Source organism: Bacteroides caccae (genome assembly GCF_002222615.2).
Taxonomy (GTDB): Bacteria; Bacteroidota; Bacteroidia; order Bacteroidales; family Bacteroidaceae; genus Bacteroides; species Bacteroides caccae.
On the sequence record NZ_CP022412.2, the window covers coordinates 44659 to 66532 of the forward strand.

23 protein-coding genes are annotated in these 21874 nt (G+C 43.6%); 9 read left to right on the plus strand and 14 right to left on the minus strand.

Going from position 1 to position 21874, the window contains the following annotated elements; all coding sequences use genetic code 11:
• Positions 1-8 precede the first annotated feature (8 nt).
• Positions 9-1979 carry a RagB/SusD family nutrient uptake outer membrane protein gene (locus tag CGC64_RS00200; protein ID WP_005678691.1) on the plus strand — a complete coding sequence of 657 codons (1971 nt, stop codon included), beginning with the start codon at positions 9-11 and terminating at the stop codon, positions 1977-1979.
• A gap of 148 nt (positions 1980-2127) precedes the next feature.
• Here CGC64_RS00200 and CGC64_RS00205 read toward each other — a convergent pair whose 3' ends face one another.
• The 3 genes from CGC64_RS00205 to CGC64_RS00215 form a co-directional block, all read right to left on the minus strand.
• The gene (locus CGC64_RS00205) at positions 2128-3258 is read right to left on the minus strand and encodes a pepsin/retropepsin-like aspartic protease family protein (RefSeq protein WP_032855426.1); all 1131 of its coding nucleotides are present in this window, start codon (positions 3256-3258) and stop codon (positions 2128-2130) included.
• Positions 3259-3277: 19 nt separating this feature from the next.
• Positions 3278-4279 carry a M28 family metallopeptidase gene (locus CGC64_RS00210; protein WP_005678689.1) on the minus strand — a complete coding sequence of 334 codons (1002 nt, stop codon included), beginning with the start codon at positions 4277-4279 and terminating at the stop codon, positions 3278-3280.
• A 96-nt stretch (positions 4280-4375) separates the two neighbouring features.
• On the minus strand, positions 4376-5497 hold the full coding sequence (locus CGC64_RS00215; RefSeq protein WP_005678688.1) for a leucine-rich repeat domain-containing protein: 1122 nt from the start codon (positions 5495-5497) through the stop codon (positions 4376-4378).
• Between the two features lie 111 nt (positions 5498-5608).
• Between CGC64_RS00215 and CGC64_RS00220 the strand changes: the two genes are divergently transcribed.
• Genes CGC64_RS00220 through CGC64_RS00235 form a run of 4 tightly spaced genes read left to right on the plus strand, consistent with a single transcriptional unit; the run spans position 5609 to position 7510 of the window.
• Complete coding sequence (locus CGC64_RS00220) at positions 5609-6025, plus strand: hypothetical protein (protein ID WP_005678687.1); 417 nt, start codon at positions 5609-5611, stop codon at positions 6023-6025.
• On the plus strand, positions 6022-6831 hold the full coding sequence (locus CGC64_RS00225) for a metal ABC transporter permease (protein ID WP_005678686.1): 810 nt from the start codon (positions 6022-6024) through the stop codon (positions 6829-6831). The genes CGC64_RS00220 and CGC64_RS00225 overlap by 4 nt, the downstream gene beginning before the upstream one ends.
• A gap of 14 nt (positions 6832-6845) precedes the next feature.
• Positions 6846-7259, plus strand: coding sequence for a tRNA (adenosine(37)-N6)-threonylcarbamoyltransferase complex ATPase subunit type 1 TsaE (gene tsaE, locus CGC64_RS00230; RefSeq protein WP_005678685.1), 414 nt, complete (start codon positions 6846-6848; stop codon positions 7257-7259).
• On the plus strand, positions 7256-7510 hold the full coding sequence (locus tag CGC64_RS00235) for an immunity 17 family protein (protein WP_005678684.1): 255 nt from the start codon (positions 7256-7258) through the stop codon (positions 7508-7510). The genes tsaE and CGC64_RS00235 overlap by 4 nt, the downstream gene beginning before the upstream one ends.
• Here the strand turns inward: CGC64_RS00235 and CGC64_RS00240 are convergent.
• From CGC64_RS00240 to CGC64_RS00265, 6 genes are all read right to left on the minus strand, one after another.
• Positions 7470-8780: a DUF58 domain-containing protein gene (locus tag CGC64_RS00240; RefSeq protein ID WP_032855390.1), complete on the minus strand. Its 1311-nt coding sequence runs from the start codon at positions 8778-8780 to the stop codon at positions 7470-7472. The genes CGC64_RS00235 and CGC64_RS00240 overlap by 41 nt on opposite strands.
• Before the next feature lie 75 nt (positions 8781-8855).
• A complete protein-coding gene (locus CGC64_RS00245) occupies positions 8856-9830 on the minus strand; it encodes an AAA family ATPase (protein WP_005678681.1) in 975 nt (324 codons plus the stop codon).
• Positions 9831-9841: 11 nt separating this feature from the next.
• A complete protein-coding gene (locus tag CGC64_RS00250) occupies positions 9842-11125 on the minus strand; it encodes a DUF4350 domain-containing protein (RefSeq protein WP_005678680.1) in 1284 nt (427 codons plus the stop codon).
• Positions 11122-11736, minus strand: coding sequence for a DUF4129 domain-containing protein (locus tag CGC64_RS00255; protein ID WP_005678679.1), 615 nt, complete (start codon positions 11734-11736; stop codon positions 11122-11124). Before CGC64_RS00255 ends, CGC64_RS00250 begins: the two co-directional genes overlap by 4 nt.
• Positions 11737-11752: 16 nt before the next feature.
• Positions 11753-12694 carry a hypothetical protein gene (locus CGC64_RS00260; protein WP_005678678.1) on the minus strand — a complete coding sequence of 314 codons (942 nt, stop codon included), beginning with the start codon at positions 12692-12694 and terminating at the stop codon, positions 11753-11755.
• Entirely contained in the window at positions 12675-13637 is a 963-nt protein-coding gene (locus tag CGC64_RS00265; protein ID WP_005678677.1) for a stage II sporulation protein M, read from the minus strand. Before CGC64_RS00265 ends, CGC64_RS00260 begins: the two co-directional genes overlap by 20 nt.
• Before the next feature lie 101 nt (positions 13638-13738).
• On the opposite strand from CGC64_RS00265, the gene CGC64_RS00270 reads away from it, so the two are divergent.
• Positions 13739-14464 carry an RDD family protein gene (locus CGC64_RS00270; RefSeq protein WP_005678676.1) on the plus strand — a complete coding sequence of 242 codons (726 nt, stop codon included), beginning with the start codon at positions 13739-13741 and terminating at the stop codon, positions 14462-14464.
• 200 nt (positions 14465-14664) lie between these two features.
• Here the strand turns inward: CGC64_RS00270 and CGC64_RS00275 are convergent, their stop codons facing one another.
• The 3 genes from CGC64_RS00275 to dnaE form a co-directional block, all read right to left on the minus strand.
• Positions 14665-15000 carry a hypothetical protein gene (locus tag CGC64_RS00275; protein WP_005678675.1) on the minus strand — a complete coding sequence of 112 codons (336 nt, stop codon included), beginning with the start codon at positions 14998-15000 and terminating at the stop codon, positions 14665-14667.
• A gap of 26 nt (positions 15001-15026) precedes the next feature.
• Positions 15027-15341, minus strand: a complete 315-nt coding sequence (gene trxA / locus CGC64_RS00280) for a thioredoxin (protein ID WP_005678674.1) — start codon at positions 15339-15341, stop codon at positions 15027-15029.
• Positions 15342-15406: 65 nt separating this feature from the next.
• Positions 15407-19213 carry a DNA polymerase III subunit alpha gene (dnaE, locus tag CGC64_RS00285; protein ID WP_005678673.1) on the minus strand — a complete coding sequence of 1269 codons (3807 nt, stop codon included), beginning with the start codon at positions 19211-19213 and terminating at the stop codon, positions 15407-15409.
• Between the two features lie 160 nt (positions 19214-19373).
• Between dnaE and CGC64_RS00295 the strand changes: the two genes are divergently transcribed.
• The 3 genes from CGC64_RS00295 to CGC64_RS00305 all read left to right on the plus strand — a co-directional run bounded on the left by CGC64_RS00295 (position 19374) and on the right by CGC64_RS00305 (position 21130).
• A complete protein-coding gene (locus tag CGC64_RS00295) occupies positions 19374-20060 on the plus strand; it encodes a phosphatidylserine decarboxylase family protein (protein ID WP_005678671.1) in 687 nt (228 codons plus the stop codon).
• Between the two features lie 10 nt (positions 20061-20070).
• Positions 20071-20778, plus strand: a complete 708-nt coding sequence (gene pssA, locus CGC64_RS00300; protein WP_005682627.1) for a CDP-diacylglycerol--serine O-phosphatidyltransferase — start codon at positions 20071-20073, stop codon at positions 20776-20778.
• Between the two features lie 67 nt (positions 20779-20845).
• The gene (locus tag CGC64_RS00305) at positions 20846-21130 is read left to right on the plus strand and encodes a DUF4834 family protein (RefSeq protein ID WP_005678669.1); all 285 of its coding nucleotides are present in this window, start codon (positions 20846-20848) and stop codon (positions 21128-21130) included.
• 3 nt (positions 21131-21133) lie between these two features.
• Here the strand turns inward: CGC64_RS00305 and CGC64_RS00310 are convergent, their stop codons facing one another.
• Positions 21134-21571, minus strand: coding sequence for a nucleoside deaminase (locus tag CGC64_RS00310; RefSeq protein ID WP_005678668.1), 438 nt, complete (start codon positions 21569-21571; stop codon positions 21134-21136).
• 4 nt (positions 21572-21575) lie between these two features.
• Entirely contained in the window at positions 21576-21809 is a 234-nt protein-coding gene (locus tag CGC64_RS00315; protein ID WP_005678666.1) for a hypothetical protein, read from the minus strand.
• Between the last annotated feature and the right edge of the window lie 65 nt (positions 21810-21874).

Consider the following 21874-nt stretch of genomic DNA (forward strand, 5'->3'; position numbering starts at 1 on the left):
ACATAGTTATGAAAAAGATACTATTATTTCTAACCCTTTTCACAGGGATGACATTGACGGGATGTAATGACAGTTTTTTAGAGAAATACCCCGTGACCAGCTTGACGGAAGAAAATGCTTTCCAGTCATACGACAATTTCAAAGCTTTCATGTGGCCTTGTTATGAAATGTTTTCCAACACAAATATAGCCACCTCCACTACCGCTATCGGACGTAATTCTCACTATCTCGGTGACGTATATGCCGGATATCTGGAACAAAGAGGTGCAAGCAGCCAAAATAAATATGCGTTTCAGACAGTGACAAACGCAACCTCCGGCAACGGCTGGAACTTTTCTTCCTTCATTCGCCGCATTAACATCATGCTGTCGCACGTGGATGACTCTAACATGACCGAAGAAGAAAAGAACCACTGGAAATCCGTGGGATATTTCTTCCATTCTTTCTGGTATATGGAATTGATTGACCGCTTTGGTGATGTTCCCTGGGTAGATACTCCGTTGGACGATACTTCGGAAGAAGCTTACGGTTCCCGTATGCCCCGCCTCGAAGTAGCGGACAAGGTATTAGACCGTTTGCTGTGGGCAGAATCGAATATCGGCAACACAGCGATCTATGAAAAAAAGGATGGCTCTAACACTATCAACCAGAACTGTGTACGAGCAGCCATTTCCCGTTTCACTCTTCGGGAAGGTACCTGGAGAAAGTACCATGAACTGGGAAGTTACGACAGATATTTCACAGAATGTAAGCGCGTTTCGAAACTGTTGATGCAAGATTATCCTTCTCTGTATACAGGAACAGACGGACAACCGGGTGCCGGTTATGGCGAAATGTGGACTACGGACGATTTGAGTACAGTTCCGGGCATCATCCTCTACCAACAATGGTTGGAAACAATCAAACCGGGACACTCATGTTATTACGAACACACTTCTTCCCACGACATAGAGATGCATCAAGGAACGGTAGATCTGTATCTTTGTAAGGATGGAAAGACTATTTCCAATTCTGAATTATATGCCGGAGACAAAGATATCTATTCGACTTTCCGTAACAGAGACCCACGTATGTACCATACTATCATGCCGCCCTATAAAGTAGTGGACGGTAAAGGGGACTATACCACATGGTCGTATACCAGCGATCCTGCCGACCGCGAATATATTGACATCATGGGTCCAAACGAGTCATGCAGTAATCCGGGAGTGGGCATGAAACGCTTGCCGGGACAAAACTGGAGTGCTTCGTTAGTACGACGGGTTCCCAACTTGCAAGGCGGTGCACAATACACAATCGAAGGGAAGAAATACGGACCGCATGCTTATGTTGCCTGCCGTTCGGGATACTACGTATGGAAAAATTGGGATAACTGGGAAGAGAACTATAACAATGCACAGGTAAATACAGCCGATAAACCGATCTTCAAAATAGAAGAAATACTGTTGAACTATGCAGAAGCGATGTACGAAACCGGCGCATTTGACCAAAATGTAGCTGAAGAAACAATTAACAAGTTACGTACCCGAGCAGGAGTAGAAAAGATGACAGTTGCTAATATTGACGAGAATTTCGATCCCAAACGTGGCAAATACTATCCGAAAAACAATACAACGGGTATCTTGGTAGACCCTGTCCTTTGGGAAATACGCCGCGAACGCATCATCGAGTTAATGGGTGAAGGATTCGGTTTCTATGATGTGCGTCGTTGGAGAATGGCTCCATGGTTTGTAAATATGCAACAGAAAGGTATGTGGATATCCAAAAACGAACTAAGTTCACTAACCCTACTGAACGAAACGACCGGAACATCGGACGGCGCCAATGGTTCTATGACTGAAGGATATATCTATCTGTTCAACGATCCTATCAAAGAAGGTAAAGGATGGCTTGAAAAATACTACTTATATCAGGTTCCGCTGGAAGAAATCGCGTTGAACCCCAACTTAACACAAAATCCGGGCTGGGATAAAGAATAACAGTTAATATCGGCCTACTATAAATATTTCAGCTATTTCTCCTTCCCCCAGAGTAGAAATAGCTGAAGTTTTTTATAACAATGTACTGTTTCTAATAGCCTTCTTCATTTGCTATTTTCCATATCCAAAAGAATAAACCCTTCAGAACTTATTTCCTAAAGACACGTTGTAACAGAGAGTTATTCTTTTTCGTTCTGTATTCATATATACCCTGTTTCAGCTTTTGCACAACCTCTTGTAAATCTGTAACCAAAAGAGAAGTTGAATCTTGAGGAGAATCAAACAAAACAACTCTTTGATTCTTAGAATCTATATACATATTTCCAAAACGCCTTATAAAATGATTTGTCAGATAGCCATTATAAATCTCCTCTTTTAGAAAATAATCAGGCAATTTATACATACCAACACCAGTCAGATGCTGATTATTAAACTTCATTCCAGAAGAAAGTATTAGAAAAACCGAGTCATCCAAGGAAGTCGAAATCCGGCCATGCTCCTCCATTTCAGGTATTTTACCCGATGTTGTTAAAGGATAAGTATTATAATAATCTTCATATAAATAGTTCTTCAGTTTATCCTCCGGAGAAAATGGTAAAAGCAAATCACACATAAGCTTATAATCTCCAACTGAAACCGGTTGGGAATACAGGCCTGAGTCTAATATAAACCTCATTGGCATAGTATCATTAATCAATACATCAGCACACATATTGTTTCCACCACAATCTATTCGCATCTCCAAACAACTTGCTCCCAAAGATAACGGGATATCTACATCGTAATCAGCTATTAATAATTTATTTGTTCGAAAATTGAACAACCAATTATATTGATTTATTAAAGTGCGCCCTATAACTGCCCCACTGAGATTCTTACCACTTACACCATAGTGTTTCAGTTCCCCTACCGCAAAAATATTTGTTACTTTACTAGAGTCTATCTTTGAAAAATCTTTTTCTCCAATACAAAAAGGCACCAACACCGCTGGAACGGAAAAACGCCCGATAGAATCCTTTTTTTTAATTCCTTGCTCTATTTTCTCTGCCAGTTCCTCTTCCCTCTCATTTCGAAGATTATACTTTACTGCCAATTCAGAAAGAATAGTTGAGACTCCAGCCCCAGTGTCAAATATATACCAATGAACATCACCATTGATAGTCAATGGAACTTTAATATATGAATCATGTTCAAAAGTTACCTCAGTCCAACTACGTTTCTCGGCACAAGATATACCAAACAATATAAGTATTATCGTTCCAGCCAGATGTCTCAGCATAGTCACACATTTTGTTGTGTCAGAACTCTCTCTCATTCGACATTTTCCACATGTTAAGGAAGGACGCCTTAGTGATTTCCACAATCTTATCCCAATTCAGGCGGTCGGCATGATCAGACGGTTGGTGATAATCGGGATGTCCGTCAGTATGATACCAGATGATCGGAATACCAGCTTTAGCAAATGAACCGTTATCACTTCCTCCTACGGGATTATCCCATGCGCGGTAATCCGGTGACAACCGCAAACCATACTTCTTGATATCTTCTTTCAACCAATCTCCAAAAACCGGATGAGCAGCCGTATAAAAATAAACAACGTGTTCAGGCTGTTGCGGTTTGTTATTACGACCTATCATATCAAAGTTCAGATAGCCTTTGATTCGAGAGATGAAAGGGCAAGTTTGCACAAAATATTTGGAGCCAAGCAACCCTTTTTCTTCTCCGTCCCAAAATGCGAAGATTACATTTCTTTCCGGCTGCTTTCCACTGGCAACAAATGCCCTTACTATTTGCAATACAGCGGATACACCGGATGCATTATCGTCGGCTCCGTTATAAATCTGGTCTCCGTCGAGAGCTGGATCTATGCCCAAATGGTCAAAATGAGCGCCTACGATTACATACTCTTTTGTATTTTTACCGGGAATCATGCCTAATACATTTCTCATGGAAAGCTTTTGATGAACCTCCTGCTTCAGTTTAGCAATAGAATCGGGATGAACTTCGAGGCGACCTTTCTTTTGCCTTTCTTTGCGATAGGCTTCAAAAGGCTGGAAATAACTTTCATTCAGAGGCTGCACTCCTATCCATTGCAACAAAGAAACAATATATTCCGAAGCTACACGCGAGCCATGGAATCCGGCTTCGCGTCCCTGCAACTCGTCACCTGCTAAAAAATTAATAATAGCTTCAGTAGAAGAACGGCTAATACTTTGCAATCCTTTTTCCATGTGAGACTGAGCTGATACAAATAATGCAACATTACACAAAAAGAAAATTAACAAGACTTTCTCTTTCATTATATTCAAGATTTAAAGGTATATACGCAATATCGACAAACAAATATTCACACGATCAGTAGTTTCTCATTCATAAGAAGTCGCCTTTTTACTATCTTATTCCTCATCAACTATCCAATTTTTCTCTTTCAGTATTTCTTTTAAAGACTCCTTATTTCCAGGGTTATCACTATAAGAGATCCGGCATTGAGGAGGTCTCGGATATTCAGGAGTCGGTTTCGGAACTTGTCCTAAAGAAACAAACAAAGTCTTCAAGGCAGCCTCACCCAGTTGGTTGGAATGACAATAGAGATGTCCGAAATATTGTCCTTCCGGAACTAATAAACGGGTTAACCGATTATGGTCACAATGTAGTTCCCTTATAGATAAATGCTTAGTCAAATCAAGTTCCGTCAATCTGTTACCGGAACAACTTAACTCATTCAGAGAAGGGCAACACTCCAAGACATCGTCAACCGACTGAAAAGCACACCCACTTATCAGTAATGCATTAATCCCATTATTCTCATCTAGCTCCAGACTCGCCAATGCACTATTATATCCCAGATCCACAGAACGCAATTTGGGTAAACCTTTTAATGAAAAGGAGGAGAAACCATTATAAGAACAATACAATTCTTCCACTTCCGGATGATTGCCAAGCTCCATTGAAGTTAATTTAGGATTAGAATAAATTTGTATATTCCGTAATCGGGAACAATGCTCAACCTCCAAATGTTCCAAATCTGCGAAACTACCGATATTAATACTTTCTACATTAGGACAAAAAGTATTCAAATTCAATTCACGGGTATCGGTAATACTATTCAGAACCAAAGATTTCATTCCCGGCATATTCCCCAAATGCAAATCACTTATAGAAATCAACAGACCGCTTATATCAATAAGTTGTAGTTCTTCAGCCCAGATTCTTACGTTATACGATCCTTTATTACCATATCTATATGTCACTCCGCCAGCCATCGAAGAAGGATCTTCAACTTTCTGCATTCGACCGTTTCCCCAGTCTATTACCATTCGTCCACCGTCTGCAACAATGTTCAATTGGCGCCAATCTCCTGTAACATTCACTGTAAAACGAATCGTATTTGCATCCGTTAGTGCCGGAAAATCAAAATCATCTCCAAACACACTATTATCCGTATCTTTACAAGAAATAAAGATAGTAGATAAGATAAATACGTAACTCCAAACGAACAATAGACTCTTTCGCTTCATTACTTATTATATTTAAGTTAGCAACGTACAAAAGTACGAAAGAAATAGATAGCAACTATAATAGAATACAAATAAATAAGTAACTTTGCCGAAAATTGATTTGATATAACTATGTGGATACTCATTATAAGTCTGATATTGCTGGGTATCATTGCGCTGATTGCCGGGTATATCCGCAACAAAAGACTACAACAGAAGATAGAAAGAGGCGAACTGGACCGTATGCCGGAAGTGAAGGAAGTGGATGCAGAATGCTGCGGCCAACACGAAGTATGCGAACGGGATAGCCTGCTGGCTGCCGTCAGTAAGAAAATAGAGTATTACGATGATGAAGAACTGGACCAGTTCATCGGTCGTGAAGGCAATATGTATACGGAAGAAGAAACAGAGCAGTTCCGTGATGTGTTATATACCACAAAAGACGACGAAGTTGCCGGCTGGATACGTAGTCTTCAACTTCGTGGTATCGAGTTGCCGGATAATCTCAAAGACGAAGTATTTCTGATTATCGGAGAAAGAAGAATATGAACCTATTACAATATACATTCTTTCAGCACGCCTTGTTGGGGAGCCTGCTGGCAAGCATTGCCTGCGGGATAATCGGCACCTATATTGTTACCCGCCGACTGGTGTTTATCAGTGGAGGGATCACTCACGCCTCTTTCGGAGGAATAGGATTGGGACTGTTTGCCGGAATTTCCCCGATATTGTCGGCAGCCGTCTTCTCCGTGCTTTCCGCCTTTGGTGTAGAGTGGCTCAGCAGACGTAAAGATATGCGCGAAGATTCTGCCATTGCCGTATTCTGGACGTTAGGAATGGCATTAGGCATCATGTTCAGTTTCCTGTCACCCGGCTTTGCCCCCGACCTGTCCGCCTATCTATTCGGGAACATCCTGACAATCAATCAGACTGACCTCTGGATGCTCGGCATATTGGCTCTGCTGTTAACCGGATTTTTCTATCTGTTCATCCGTCCAATCGTATATATCGCTTTCGACCGGGAGTTTGCCCGTTCGCAAAAGATCCCGGTAGAGATATTCGAATATCTGCTGATGATGTTTATTGCGCTGACCATCGTTGCCTGCCTTCGTATGGTAGGTATCGTGCTGGCCATCTCGCTGCTCACCATCCCGCAAATGACCGCCAACCTGTTCACTTACAGCTTCAAGAAAATCATCTGGTTGTCTATCGGCATCGGTTTTCTGGGATGTCTGGGCGGATTGTTCATCTCCTACCATTGGAAAGTCCCTTCGGGAGCTTCAATCATATTCTTCTCCATTCTGATTTATGCCGTTTGCAAAATTGGAAAGAGTTGTTTCAAAAAACAGTCATAATAACAGATTAATATATGGAAATCAAGATTCAATCATTAGAAAGTATCCACGAAGCAGCCCGTGAATTTATCGCTGCTATGGGCGACAGCACTGTATTCGCACTATACGGAAAAATGGGAGCCGGTAAGACTACATTCGTCAAAGCCCTTTGTGAAGAACTCGGTGTTACGGATGTCATCAGCTCTCCCACGTTCGCTATTGTCAATGAATACCGTTCGGACGAAACCGGGGAATTGATCTATCACTTTGACTTTTACCGCATCAAGAAACTGAGTGAAGTGTACGACATGGGCTACGAAGATTATTTTTACAGCGGTGCTCTTTGCTTCATCGAATGGCCGGAACTTGTAGAAGAACTGCTGCCAGGCGATGCCGTAAAAGTTACGATTGAAGAACTGGAGGACGGAAGCAGAGTCATCAAACTATGACCGGACAATATATCGTACAAGGAATTTTTGCACTGGCAGGGATCATCTCCCTGCTGGCGTCATTGCTCAACTGGAACTGGTTCTTTACCACCCGCAATGCACAAACCATTGTCCGGAACGTAGGGCGCAACCGGGCACGACTCTTTTATGGAATACTCGGAGTTATCTTAATAGGAATGGCTATCTTCTTCTTTGTAGAAACACAGAAAGCTATAGCAATTGCCGTGACTTCATCTCCAAGTACTTATTAATCACATCAATCGAAAGATTCTCCGGCGTGGTCAATAAAGAATAGATTCCATTCTGCTTCAAGGTGGAAACAATCAACCGTTTTTCAAAAGCAAACTTCTCCGCTATGACATGGCGATAGTAGCCTTCCGTATCCCTGGCAGGGTTGGCGATATATTCTTTCAAATCGGCATCTTCGAAAAAGACCACAAGAAGACGGTGCTGACGATTCAGTTGTTTCAAATAAGCCAACTGACGGTTCATGCTCCCCATACTGGAGAAATTAGTATATAGCACCAAAAGACTGCGCTTGCTGACATGCTTGTTCAGATGAACACAAAGAGCGGAGAAATCCGTTTCGCCAAAAGTAGTCTGCTGGCTATAAAGATTTTCGAGCAATGTCTGCACATGTCCGGGTTGCTTGGAAGCCGGCACAAAGGTGTCGAAATGTTCATCGAAAGTTACCAGGCCGGTTTTATCATCCTTTCTCATCGCAACATACGAAAGCACCAACGATGCATTGACTGCATAATCGAGTAACGTCATACCGCGAAAAGCTTGCTGCATAATGCGCCCCTTATCAATCACATTATAAATTTGTTGGGAACGTTCATCCTGATAAACATTCACCATTAGCTCATACCGGCGGGCACTTGCCTTCCAGTTTATCGTCCGGTAATCATCCCCTTTGACGTATTCCTTTATCTGTTCGAATTCCGTATGATGCCCCACTCTGCGAATACGCTTTATCCCCAATTCGGTCAGATTGTCGCTCATAGCCAGCAACTCATATTGGTGCAACATCAGATAAGAAGGATATACCTTGATATCCAACGGCTCCCCACAAGTATAACGCCGGGAAATCAATCCGATCCGACCGGTTACAAACACCCTGATCCGCCCGAAAGAGTAAACACCCCGCTGCGTAGGGCGGAGACGATAACTAATCGTTTTCCCTTCATTTGCCTGAAGCTGTATCCGGAAATTGATATTCCGCTGTTGGAAGATAAAAGGAATCTCGTCGATAATCTCCAAAGAGACGGGACGCGGATAACTATTTTCCACACGGATAGCCACTTCGTTTTCATCGCCATTGGAGAAACGGTCGGCACAGTGACGTTCTGCCTGAATCGCGTTGGTACGATAAAGTAGAAATCCGTCCGCCGACACTAACGCAATCAAAGCCACAAGCGCCCACTGCCCGACAACAAACAACGGAGCAAACGCATATCCGCTACCCAGAAACAGGATAACCAACACAAAGACAATATAGAAACGATTCGTTAAATACAACTTGTCTGCTAAAAATTAAGAGTTAAAAACTAAAGACCGTAATCGGAACATGACAGTTGGACTATCATGCATTATCTATTTCGGAACCTCAACCTTGTCAATCAAACGCTGCGTCACCTTCACCGGAGAATAGCCTTCCATTTCCGCTTCGGCAGTCAGAATCAGACGATGTTGAAGCACATACGGAGCCACAAACTTAATATCTTCCGGTGTCACAAAATCACGTCCCTGCAAGAGAGCATAGGCTTTGGACGCCTGCATCATAGCAACGGACGCACGTGGAGAAGCTCCCAGATACACAGCTTTGCTGGTACGTGTCTGCTGCACAATCAGGGCGATGTACTGAAGCAACGTGCGGTCAACAAACACATTCTTCATAAAAGCACGGAGCGTCAACAACTCTTCCTTCGTAAGAGCAGGTGTGATATCATCAAGTTTCACCAAGGCGGCATTGGAGTGATGACGTTCCAGAATATTCACTTCTTCATCCAATGAGGGATAATCCATAGTAATCTTCATCAGGAAGCGGTCGAGCTGCGCTTCGGGAAGTTTGTAAGTCCCTTCCTGTTCCACCGGATTCTGGGTAGCCAAAATCGTATAGAGTTCTCCCATTCGGTGTGTCGTCCCGTCAATACTTATCTGACGTTCTTCCATTACTTCAAACAAGGCCGACTGCGTTTTGGCAGGAGCACGGTTTATCTCATCCACCAATACAATATCCGCAAATATCGGCCCCTTATGAAAATCAAACTCATTCGTCTTCATGTTGAATACGGTCGTTCCCAACACATCGCTCGGCATTAAATCCGGGGTAAACTGGATGCGGCTGAAGTCTGCATCAATCAACCGGGCCGTGAGACGGGCCAGCAACGTTTTCGCTACTCCCGGCACACCTTCTATCAGCACATGACCGTTTGCCAGAATAGCCGTCAGCACCAAGTCCACCGTTTGTTCCTGACCGACTATGACGGAGACAATCCGTTCTTTCAGTCCTTGTATCTTCTCGGAAAAGAGAGTTAAATCTATCCGTTGTTCAGTGTTCGCTTCCATAAGTTTCTTCTTTATATATGATTGATTATTTCACTCATTTTATCTATATACAGTTTCATCTGTTCCGCAGAAATGACGCGGCCGCCGTAAATCACCGGGCGGACTTCGCGGACAAACGTACCGATTTCCTCCGCATCCATTCCCGTCTTCTGCGCAATCCGGCGGAAAGAGCGTTCATCGTCCGCCACTTCCTCTATATCCACCTGAATCTCTCTTCTCAATTCTTCCGCAAAGTAGATAAACTTCTTATGGACCAAGTCTGCATGATCTTTCTTCTGATAATACAGAGTCCCTATCAGTTCGGTAAACTCGAGGGATTTGTTTTCCGGTTCGCGGATAACCGGTATTACACGTTGCCGTCTCCGTGCCGTAAATATCATAAACAGCAGTATGGCAATCATCGTCAGATACAACGCCCAGCGAAGCGGTTGCCGGGAAAGAAGGTAACGGAAAGGAGACTGCTGCGTTTCCGCCGTCTCTTTGACATATCCTTCGGTACGGACAACAGGAAACTCGCCCATTTGAGATAACAAGCGGAATATGTAAACCGAATTATTCCCGTCGAGTATACCATAATTGGTAAAAATCAAAGGAGTGGAGACAAGAATCACCTCCCCTTTCCCAACCGGACAGGTCATAGCTACAGGAACATAACGAAGTGTGTCCTGCTCCGATTCCGTAGATACGGAATCGACTTCTACCTCATACCGATACTCATTCACATGAAGCGCTTTCCTCGCCAACTCTTTTCCCGGCAACGAATCGCCCCAGAAATAAGAGGAACAAAGCTGAGGGTAGAAATAGAACGTTCGCGGGGAATAGATTGCCGAATCTCCCACCCAGCATAAACTATCTTTTGCCAACAACGAAGTGGCATATTTCTTGAGAGCCAACGGACTGAAATAAAAACGATAAGATTCAAAGTTCAATGTATCCTTCAAGTACCGGCTGAACATAGTGCTCGCCAGCATAACCTTATTTCCCCGTTCCGCCATTTTCAGGAGAGACTTCACATCAATGTCCGTCAATGCCATGTCATGGGCAACTGCCAGTATTCCCCGGCTATGCAACGTGTCTTCCTCCTCCAACTGATAGAATGTCTTTTTCGACAATGTGTATCCATTGGGCAAAGAAGCAGACAACAGGCTATCGAACACCGCACATCCGAAAGGCTGGTCATCATAATGACCGAAAGTAGGTGTCCACACAAACTTCTTCGGCAGGTGATATTCCACAGCGAACATTATGACCAAAAAGGCTACAATGAAAATGATAAACCAGTGGCTTCCTTTCATACAGCGCCTCCTTTCTCTATTTCTTCCTGCAATGCCTGCATCTCACGGAAAAGTTCTTCCGTCGCTTCGAAGTTACCGTAACGTACCCGCAGGAAGTGGTTGGTCATTTGCCGGAAAGCCGGCAGCCGCACTTCATAGATATATTGCGTAGGTGTCTTATAAAGCTGCCAGTCAATACGTTCGGCGTCGCTCAACTGTTTCAGTGTCTGCAAATAGAGCAAACGTATCGCTTCCCTGTAATCCCGACGGGACAGTGCTTCATCAATGCCTTTCGGAAAATCAACGCCATAAATGGTATCTTCCTCAACAGTATACGGAAGTGAATTTTTATGCGAACGCATGAACAGTTCGGGACGTTTTTTGTAAACAAACCAAACAATCAGAAGCAAAAGAAGAATGGCCAGGCAAATCATGATAAGCCCGGAATACTCCTCCGCAAAACGGCTACCGAATATTTTACCCAACAACTCCCCGAACTGACCGCGAATCCACTCGAAAATATTAATTTCCGGAGTTATCAGCTCACGATTATAATCATACGCAGCATCGGACCGGAAAGCCGCAAGCTGTGCAGAATCACAAACCAATGTATCAGCTGGGGAAGTCATCATCTACCTGAACCTGTTTTTAGAGTTTATCAAAATTATCAATATCAGTTTCCACCGTAATGCTGTCCACCACTTCCGAGGCGTGCCCGTATTGATAAGCCATGCCGACAAAGGTGAAAATCATTGCCAGGTAAGCGCCGAATGTCTGAATAATCGCCATTAAGTAGAGGAAGAAACTATATCCTGCCGATACAGTAACCTCACCGCTTCCACCGACATCACTCATTGCAAAAAAGTACTTCACGACAGTAGCAATATACCAAGGCATCATCGTTACTCCTTGCAGGACGTTAGCTATAATTCCCATTAACAATGAAACTAGAAAGACACCTCCCCAAGTAGCAAATCCCAACCGGAAAGTTTTCTTGAAAGCCTCCATTAAAGTGATATCCTCAAACAAATAAATGGGCGCCAACAGAGCAAGCGGTACGGAGAAAGCTATGATAAACGGAATAGTCAGAAACAATGTGAAAGGCGTCAAAGCAACCAGAAGACCTACAAAAATACCAACAAACAGTACCAGTAATATACAAGCACCTGTCATCAGTAGCAGTCTTTTTATATTACGGAACAACCGAGGTTTCAGCATACCCAAAGTTACTCCCTGCAAGCGTTCTTCGCGTTCATTATATGTCCGGATCAGCCCATAGACCAACGATGTCAGGAGGATTATTCCAATCAGATAAAGGAACATATATAATCCATAATAAGAGCCGAAAGCAATGAGCGAAGAAGAAGACGCAGCCATTGCCGTACTACTTGCGATAGCGGATATCGACAATGCCCCGCTCATTAATCCGTTCAGGCTCAACGCCTGAATGAGGCAAAGAGGCAACAACAGATAAGTAGTAAACTTCAACAACAATTTCCAATTCTCTTTTAGAAAATCAAAAGAAGCGTTTAACTTTTCACCGAAAGGACGTTTCACATACATCGCGATCTTAGGTTTCTGTGATTCCATGTTTTTTTCTATTTGGTAAATAAATATAGTAGAAAATAATAAATGACAACGAAAGTAGAATGAATCCAAGCCTCAACAGATCCGGCAGTTCCGTATGTCGGGTGACAAAGCCTTCAATAAAACCTGCCATTACAAATACGGGAACGGTACCTATGACAATCTTTACTCCCTTCTTTGCACCCCGACGGAAAGACTCCAACCGTGAATAGGTGCCGGGGAAAAGCCAACCGTTACCTAAAGCCAGTCCGGCGGCACCAGCCACAATAATTGCCCAGATTTCAAGCGTTCCATGCAGCCAGATAGCAAGACTGGATTCCCAAAGCAAATCGTGCTGATAAAAGAAGGTTTGAAAGGCACCTATCATGATTCCGTTTCTAAGTAACATATATCCTGTACCGAAACTAGTCAACAGCCCCATTGCAAAACAATTGAAAGAAACCATCACATTGTTAAGCGTAATTCCCAGGAACATCGGCACTTCGTCCGAGCCGTTGTAGACCGCCATTGGCTCACCGTTGGCAATATTATCCAAAGTCATATCCACATAGCCGTTCCCTAAAATCAGGCGGACAAAGTTCGGGTCATTCGCAGCGGATATCACTCCTATCAGCGCGCTGACAATAAAGATAATGAAGGAAGTCAGCAGTTCACGCCGGGCATCATACATTGTCTGCGGAACTTCACGCGTCCAGAACGTGATGATTCGCGACCACTTTTCCCGTTTGTTCCGGTAAATCTCGTTATGCAGTGCCGAAGCAAGATTATTCAGATAGATAGTAATGCGTGAAGTCGGAAAATGTGTCTGGGCAAATGCCAGATCAGCAGTCAGATCCGTATATACGTCGGCAAGTTGGTCGGGAGACAAGCCCGCGGCCTGCTCCACTACCTTTTCGGTTTCCTTCCATTTTTCAATGTTCCGACGGATAAACGTAACTTCTTTCATGCTTTCCAAGGGATTTCGGATAAGTTTTGTCCGAAACCGGAAGCAAAAGTAAGAGAAATATGATATATTTGCAACGGAATCCTAAGAATGTTTAATCAGAAATGGCAGAATCTACGATTATAACCGGCCAATTCGTCCGTATCAGCCAGACGCCCGCCAGTATTGGCGAACGACTGTTGGCATTAGTTATCGATTATTTCCTAATCGTAATCTACGTATATTCTACTGCCACCCTCTTAACCGAACTGCGGTTGCCTTCGGGATTTACCCTCATTTTCTTTCTCTGCGTTATTTATTTACCGATACTCGGTTATTCTTTTCTTTGCGAGACATTCAACCACGGGCAGAGTTTCGGCAAGCGTATAATGAATATCCGTGTTGTCAAAGCCGACGGTACCACCCCCAGTATCAGCTCTTACCTGTTGCGCTGGCTGCTTTTTCCTATTGACGGTCCAATTACGGGCGGTTTAGGCATTCTGGTGGTCCTGTTGACAAAAAACAGTCAACGAATAGGGGATCTTGCTGCCGGAACAATGGTGATTAAGGAAAAAAACTATCGTAAGATACACGTCAGCCTTGATGAATTTGACTATCTGACCAAAGATTATCATCCGGTCTATCCGCAATCCGCCGATTTATCACTCGAACAGGTAAATGTCATTACACGAACACTGCAATCCAGTGAGAAAGACCGTCCGCGACGTATCTTGCTACTAGCCCAAAAGGTGCAGGAGTTGCTTTCCATTACTCCACGCGACAACAATCAGGAGAAATTCCTTCAAACAGTGCTTCGGGATTATCAGTATTATGCATTGGAAGAGATATAAAGACTACTTTATTTACTGCCCGTTCCCTTTGTACCAAAGATCCGTAGCGATGCGTTCATTGTCGTTTCCGCACTTGGGAACTCTAGTTTCCACGGTTAGAAATTTCAATTTCCCTACGCAGAAAGAGGCTGTCTCAAAATAGAAAAATGAGACAGCCTCTTTTATTTTGTATTATCCACTATGAGACCGGACACCGCGTTCTAGTCCGCTTGTCCCAGAGAGTCTCCGTATTCCATTTCTCCCTGAACCACAAAGAGGACTTCTTCGGGATCGTATTCTCCCATTTCATCCTTTTTGGCTTCTTTTACGATGTAAGCCACCACTTCTTCCAAGTCGATGTCAACGTAGCCGTCTTCATCGGGTTGAGCGTCGAGAATTCCACTTTCAGAGTAATACTCGTCGATTAAGTCAAGGAAATAATACAACTCATCGTCCGAGAACTTCTCTTTCAGTTCTTGAGGCAGATAGTTTTTGATAAACTCGATGGTCTTTTCATCATCAGCATCTGCTAATAAAAAATCGTCTTCCAGTCCCATATATTTTAAGTCTTAAGTATGATCGACTATAAAAGCTTCTTTACTTTTTCTACGAATACAGGTTTGCCGACTGCACCGACCTGCTTGTCCACAATCTCACCATTCTTGAAAAACAGGACGGTAGGGATATTGCGGATGCCGTATTCGGCAGCCATATCGCCATTTTCATCCACATCACACTTACCGATGATTACTTGTCCTTCAAACTCTGCTGCCAATTCTTCAATAATAGGAGCCACCATTTTGCAAGGGCCACACCAAGGAGCCCAAAAATCAACAACAACCGGCTTGCCTTCTGCAAGAACTTCCTTATAGTTGCTGTCTGTAATTTCTAAAGCCATTTCTTATAAGTATTAAGTTTATTATTAATATATATCTTCTCGTTTTTATTGCGCTACAAATATAATCAATTTATGCGGAATCCAAGTTCCGGACGCTCTTTTAAATATGTTATTAAATCTCTTCCCACCGAAAGTTTGATGGGGCGGGAAATCAGATCGACCGACATGTGGTTGGTATCGCTGTCATCCGTCACCTTAAAATAAAGTTCCGTATTGCCCGGAGACTCTTTCGTGAGGGTTGCCAGTTCAGTAACCAGAGCTGTATTCAATACCGACAAAGGAATAATAATCGTGATTTTCTGTACCAGTTCTTCTTTCACATCCGGAAGAAGTTCCATAGAGGTAATCTTGATTTCCAGTTCATCCTGCCGCCACTGTTTGGCTTGGCAACGGGCCTTGATATACAGGAAAGTTCCTTCATTGAGGTACCCTTGATAAGTCACCCAGTCATTTCCCCAAAACGGGATTTCGGTAGAGCCGGAATAGTCCTCAATCTTGGCAATGCCATACGGATTACCATTCTTGCTGACTCCACGACGAACACTGGTCACAATTCCTCCCATGGTTATTTCGCGTCCTGCCAGGGCTGCTTTATCTTCCAGTTCGCTCATACGAGTATTGCAAACGTGTTCCAGCACAATGGAAAATTCATCCAACGGATGAGCGGAAAGATAGATACCAACCAAGTCACGTTCACGGTTCAAGCGGTCGAGATCGCTCCAACGTTCCACTCCCTGCGGAATTTCGGGGGTAGCGACGTCAATTACGTTTTCGCCTCCGAACAGAGAATTGACGGCAGCAGCTTTGTCTGCCTGATAGCGGTTGCCATAACGCATCAATGTTTCCAAGAATAATTCACCTTTCGAGTTAGCGGCAAAATACTGTTCACGTTTCAGCTCTGGGAAACTGTCGAATCCGCCGGCCAATGCCAGGCATTCCATATTTTTCTTGTTACAGGCATTCAGGTTGACGCGTTGCACAAAGTCGAAGATTCCAAGGAAAGGACCGTTCTTCTTACGCTCCTCCATGATGCTTTGTACAGCAGCCTCACCTACTCCTTTCACGGCACCGAGTCCGAAACGGATATTACCATCATGATTTACCGTAAACTTCAGGTTACTCTCATTTACATCCGGTCCCAATGTCTGGATACCCATTGCCTTACATTCGTCCATCAACTTCGTGATGTCCGTGATGTTCGACAAGCTTCGGCTCATTACAGCCGCCATATATTCAGATGGGTAGTTTGCTTTCAGATAAGCTGTCTGGTAAGCGACCCATGAGTAACAGGTAGCGTGTGACTTATTGAAAGCGTAAGACGCAAACTTTTCCCAGTCCGTCCAAATCTTTTCAAGTACTTTCGGGTCGTGTCCGTTCTTACGTCCTCCTTCAATAAATTTAGGTTTCATGTGATCCAGCTTGTCACGCAACTTCTTACCCATTGCTTTACGAAGGGCGTCGGACTCACCACGGGTAAAGTCTGCCAGCAGACGTGACAAAAGCATCACCTGTTCCTGATATACCGTGATTCCGTAGGTATCTTTCAAGTATTTCTCCATAACCGGAATATCATACTCGATAGGCTTGCGTCCATGCTTGCGGTCGATAAAATCAGGAATATAATCCATAGGTCCCGGACGGTACAGAGCATTCATGGCTATCAAATCCTCAAAAGTAGAAGGCTGTAATTCGCGCAGATACTTCTGCATACCGGCAGATTCAAACTGGAATGTACCAATTGTGCGTCCGTCACTATATAGTTTGTAAGTGGCAGGGTCGTTAATATCTATCTGGTCTACATCAATTTCCAAGCTGCGGCTCAGGCGGATATTCTCGACGGCTTCCTTAATAATGGAAAGAGTTTTCAGTCCGAGGAAGTCCATTTTGATTAATCCGGTATCTTCAATCACCGAACCTTCATATTGGGTGACAAGCATTTTTTCACCTGTCTCCTTATCATCGGCAGTGCTGACAGGCACCCAGTCGGTAATATCATCACGACAAATAATCGTACCGCAGGCATGCACACCAGTGCCACGAACGTTTCCTTCGAGCATCTTGGCATACTTGATCGTATCCCGTACCAAAGGATCGGAAGAGGCTTCGGCAGCCTGCAACTCCGGGACATATTCTATCGCATTGCGGAGATTCAGTTTCTTATCGGGAATCTTATCGGGTACTAGTTTAGCCAGACGGTCGGATTCCGAGAGAGGGAGTTTCTGCACACGGGCAACGTCCTTGATAGCCAGTTTCGTAGCCATTGTGCCATACGTGATGATATGAGCCACCTTCTCTTGACCATATTTATTCGTTACCCAACGAAGTACCTCGCCACGACCGTCATCATCAAAGTCCACATCAATATCAGGTAATGAGATACGGTCCGGGTTCAGGAAACGCTCGAACAGTAAGTCGTACTGGATAGGGTCGATCTTTGTGATACCCAGACAGTAGGCCACCGCCGAACCGGCAGCCGAACCACGTCCCGGACCTACCGACACTCCGAGCTCTTTGCGAGCGGCGTTGATAAAGTCCTGCACAATCAAGAAGTATCCGGGGAAACCCATCGTCTTCATGATGTACAATTCGAAGTTCATACGCTCCTTCACTTCCTCCGTCAACGGTTCACCATATATTCTTTTTGCTCCGTCGAAAGCCAGTTTAGCCAGATAGTCCCCTTCAAGTTTGATACGATACAATTTATCATATCCGCCCAGACGCTTGATTTTCGCCTTTCCATCTTCTTCACTCAACACCACATTGCCATGCTCATCTTGAGTGAACTCATCATAAAGGTCTTTCTCCGTAAACTTCTGCCGGTATTCTTCTTCCGTTCCGAAATCCTCGGGAATGGCAAAAGTAGGCATGATAGGGGCATGGTCGATAGAATAATATTCTACTTTATCGAGAAGTTCCAATGTATTACTCAACGCTTCCGGCACATCGGCAAAGAGCTCGTTCATCTCTTCTCGTGTCTTCATCCATTCCTGCTTGGTATAGAGCATACGGGTAGGATCATCCATATCCTTACCGGTACTCAAACAGATCAGACGGTCATGTGCTTCGGCATTTTCTTCATCCACGAAATGAACGTCATTTGTACAAACCAACTTGACATTGAACTTCTTGGAATATTCCATAAGATATTTGTTCACTTTTACCTGCAAAGGGTAGCACTCGTGATTGGCCCGGGGAACAGTTGCTTTATGGCGCTGCATTTCAAGGTAAAAATCATCGCCGAACAGATTCTTATACCACTGAATAGCTTCTTCCGCTTCGGCAAACTGGTCATTGGTAATCCGCTTCGGTATCTCGCCACCGAGACAAGCGGAACAAACCATTAATCCTTCGTGATATTTTTCCAGTTCGCTGCGGTCTGTACGCGGACGCATATAATATCCGCGCGTCCATGCGTGCGATACTAATTTTATAAGGTTATGATAGCCAGTCTCATTCTTGGCTAATACAATCAAGTGATAACCGCTCTGGTCCTGTTTGCCTTCTTTCAGATCCATTGTGCGGCGGGCAACATACATTTCGCACCCAATAATCGGTTTGAACAGTTTGTTTTCCGCCTCCACTATCTTTGCTTTACAAGCTGCAACCTCCGCCTCTTTATCTTCACACTCTATGGAGCCGGCTTCAATTCCCACCAACCGTTTTTTCAGGTCCTTGATTTCACCTTTCGGACCACTATTCTTCTTATTGACGTAGTTCGTAAATTCCTTAATACCGAACATATTTCCATGATCGGTCACGGCAATACCCTTCATTCCATTCTGCATTGCTTTATCGACCAGACGAGCGACGCTAGCCTGACCGTCCAAAAGGGAATATTGCGTATGGACGTGTAAATGAACGAAATCCTGCATAATGATAAGTCTTTATTTGAAGGCATAAAATTACTACCTCCCGCGTTATAAACAAAAATAATCCTCAAAAAGTTATCAACATTCACATTTCTATGCTGAATTACTTGCTGATTTTTTAAATTAAGTATATTTTTGCAGACAATATCATTAAACAGCATTCATGGGTCGACTAAAAAAATTAAAAAAGATACGTATTCACCGCGAAGGAACACATATATTATGGGGTAGCTTCTTGCTGCTGCTATTGATTAATGCCGCTCTTTATTGGGGGATCGATTGCAAAATACCTTTTTATGTGGTAGCAGTGGCGAGCATCGTTGTCTATCTGCTAATGGTGAACTTCTTCCGCTGTCCCATCCGCCTTTTCGGACAAGATACGGAAAAAATAGTCGTAGCCCCCGCCGACGGAAAGATTGTCGTCATTGAAGAAGTAGACGAGAATGAATATTTCCACGACCGCCGGTTAATGGTTTCTATCTTTATGAGCATCGTTAATGTGCACGCCAACTGGTATCCGGTGGATGGAACAATCAAGAAGGTCGCCCACCACAACGGTAATTTTATGAAAGCCTGGTTGCCGAAAGCCAGCACGGAAAACGAACGTTCGACAGTCGTTATCGAAACTCCGGAAGGAGTAGAAATACTTACCCGCCAGATAGCCGGGGCTGTGGCACGCCGCATCGTCACCTATGCTGAAGTAGGCGAAGAATGTTATATTGACGAGCACATGGGATTCATCAAATTCGGTTCCCGTGTGGATGTATATTTGCCCCTTGGTACAGAAGTTTGTGTCAGTATGGGACAGTTAACGACCGGTAACCAGACGGTTATCGCCAAACTTAAATAATTCGGTCGCAATGACAAACGTTATTAAAAATAATATTCCCAATACAGTAACCTGCCTGAACCTTTTCTCCGGTTGTATCGCCTGCGTTATGGCTTTTGAAGCCAAATATGAGCTGGCATTACTTTTCATCGTTTTAAGCTCTATCTTCGATTTCTTCGACGGACTGCTGGCACGTGCACTCAACGCTCACTCAATCATCGGAAAGGATCTGGACTCATTGGCAGATGACGTCAGTTTCGGTGTCGCTCCTTCATTGATTGTCTTCTCTCTGTTCAAAGAGATGTACTATCCGGCAACCATGGAGTTTATTGCTCCTTACCTACCCTATGCGGCATTTTTGATTTCCGTGTTCTCCGCGCTGCGCTTGGCCAAGTTCAATAATGACACACGGCAGACAAGCTCTTTCGTAGGGCTGCCAGTTCCTGCAAATGCATTGTTTTGGGGTTCTTTAGTAGCAGGCGCACATGACTTGCTGGTCTCCGAAACCTGTCATCCTGTCTACCTTTTTATATTAGTATGTCTGTTTTCGTGGCTGTTGGTATCCGAGATACCGATGTTTTCCCTGAAATTCAAGAATCTCTCATGGAAGGACAACAAAATAAGTTTTATATTCCTGATTATCTGCATTCCCTTCCTTGTATTTCTGGAAATTGCCAGCTTTGCAGCCATCATTGTATGGTATATTTTACTTTCACTTTTTACAAGAAAAATGAAATAAACAATCTCTTGGCACGTTTGTTGTACTATGAGTTTTATCAAAGTTACAACTAAAAAATCATAGCCCGATGCATATACTTTTATTTATACTCTTTTTTATTATTGCCATTATCGTATTTGGCCTCTCGATTGTAGGATTTCTGTTAAGAACAATTTTCGGGATCGGACGCCGTTCGTCATCGTCACATCACGGGAAGACCGGACAAAGCCAACAAAGCTACAATCAAGGGTCGTACAATTCTAATGATGATGAAGAGGAAATTCTGTCCGAGAATACTTCGGCAAGAAAGCACAAAAAAATATTCACCCAAGATGATGGTGAATATGTAGATTTCGAGGAAATAAAAGAATAAATTTTATTTCCGTTTCGCCGCAAAGAATTCTCTCATAAGAGCAGCACATTCATCAGCCAATATGCCTTTTACAACAACTGTCTTAGGATGCAAAGCGTCTGCCGCATATCTCTGATATCCGCGTTTTTCATCTTCGGCACCAAACACTAGCTTTCCGGTCTGCGCCCAAGCAATGGCACCGGCACACATCACGCAAGGTTCAACAGTAACATAGAGTGTGCATTCACTCAGATACTTACCACCAAGCACATTGGCAGCAGCAGTGATAGCCTGCATTTCGGCATGAGCCGTCACATCATTCAACGTTTCTGTGAGATTATGAGCACGTGCAATAATTCGTTCCTTACAGACAACGACTGCCCCTACCGGAACTTCTCCCCGTTCGGCAGCTTTGCCCGCCTCTATCAGGGCTTGTTTCATGAAGTAAGTATCGTCCAGCATCTTCTTATCGTCTCATATCATGTTCTCCAAAAAGGGTCGGATAATCTTCTTCCATATTCTTGTGAATAAACATGAGAATCGTCTCGCGAAGCCAACGTGACTTGTTCGTTATCTTATACTTCTCAAGATAACGATCAACAATCTGTTGTTCGTCGTCGCTCAACAAAATGCTCATCCGTCGTTCCCGTTTGGTGCATTCGACGTGCATTTTCAGGCACTTTTTACTCCTTTTTCTCATATCTTCTGCAAAATTACTTTTACTTCTGTAAAAACAAAGAATAAAAGCAGTAAATTTGCAAAAAA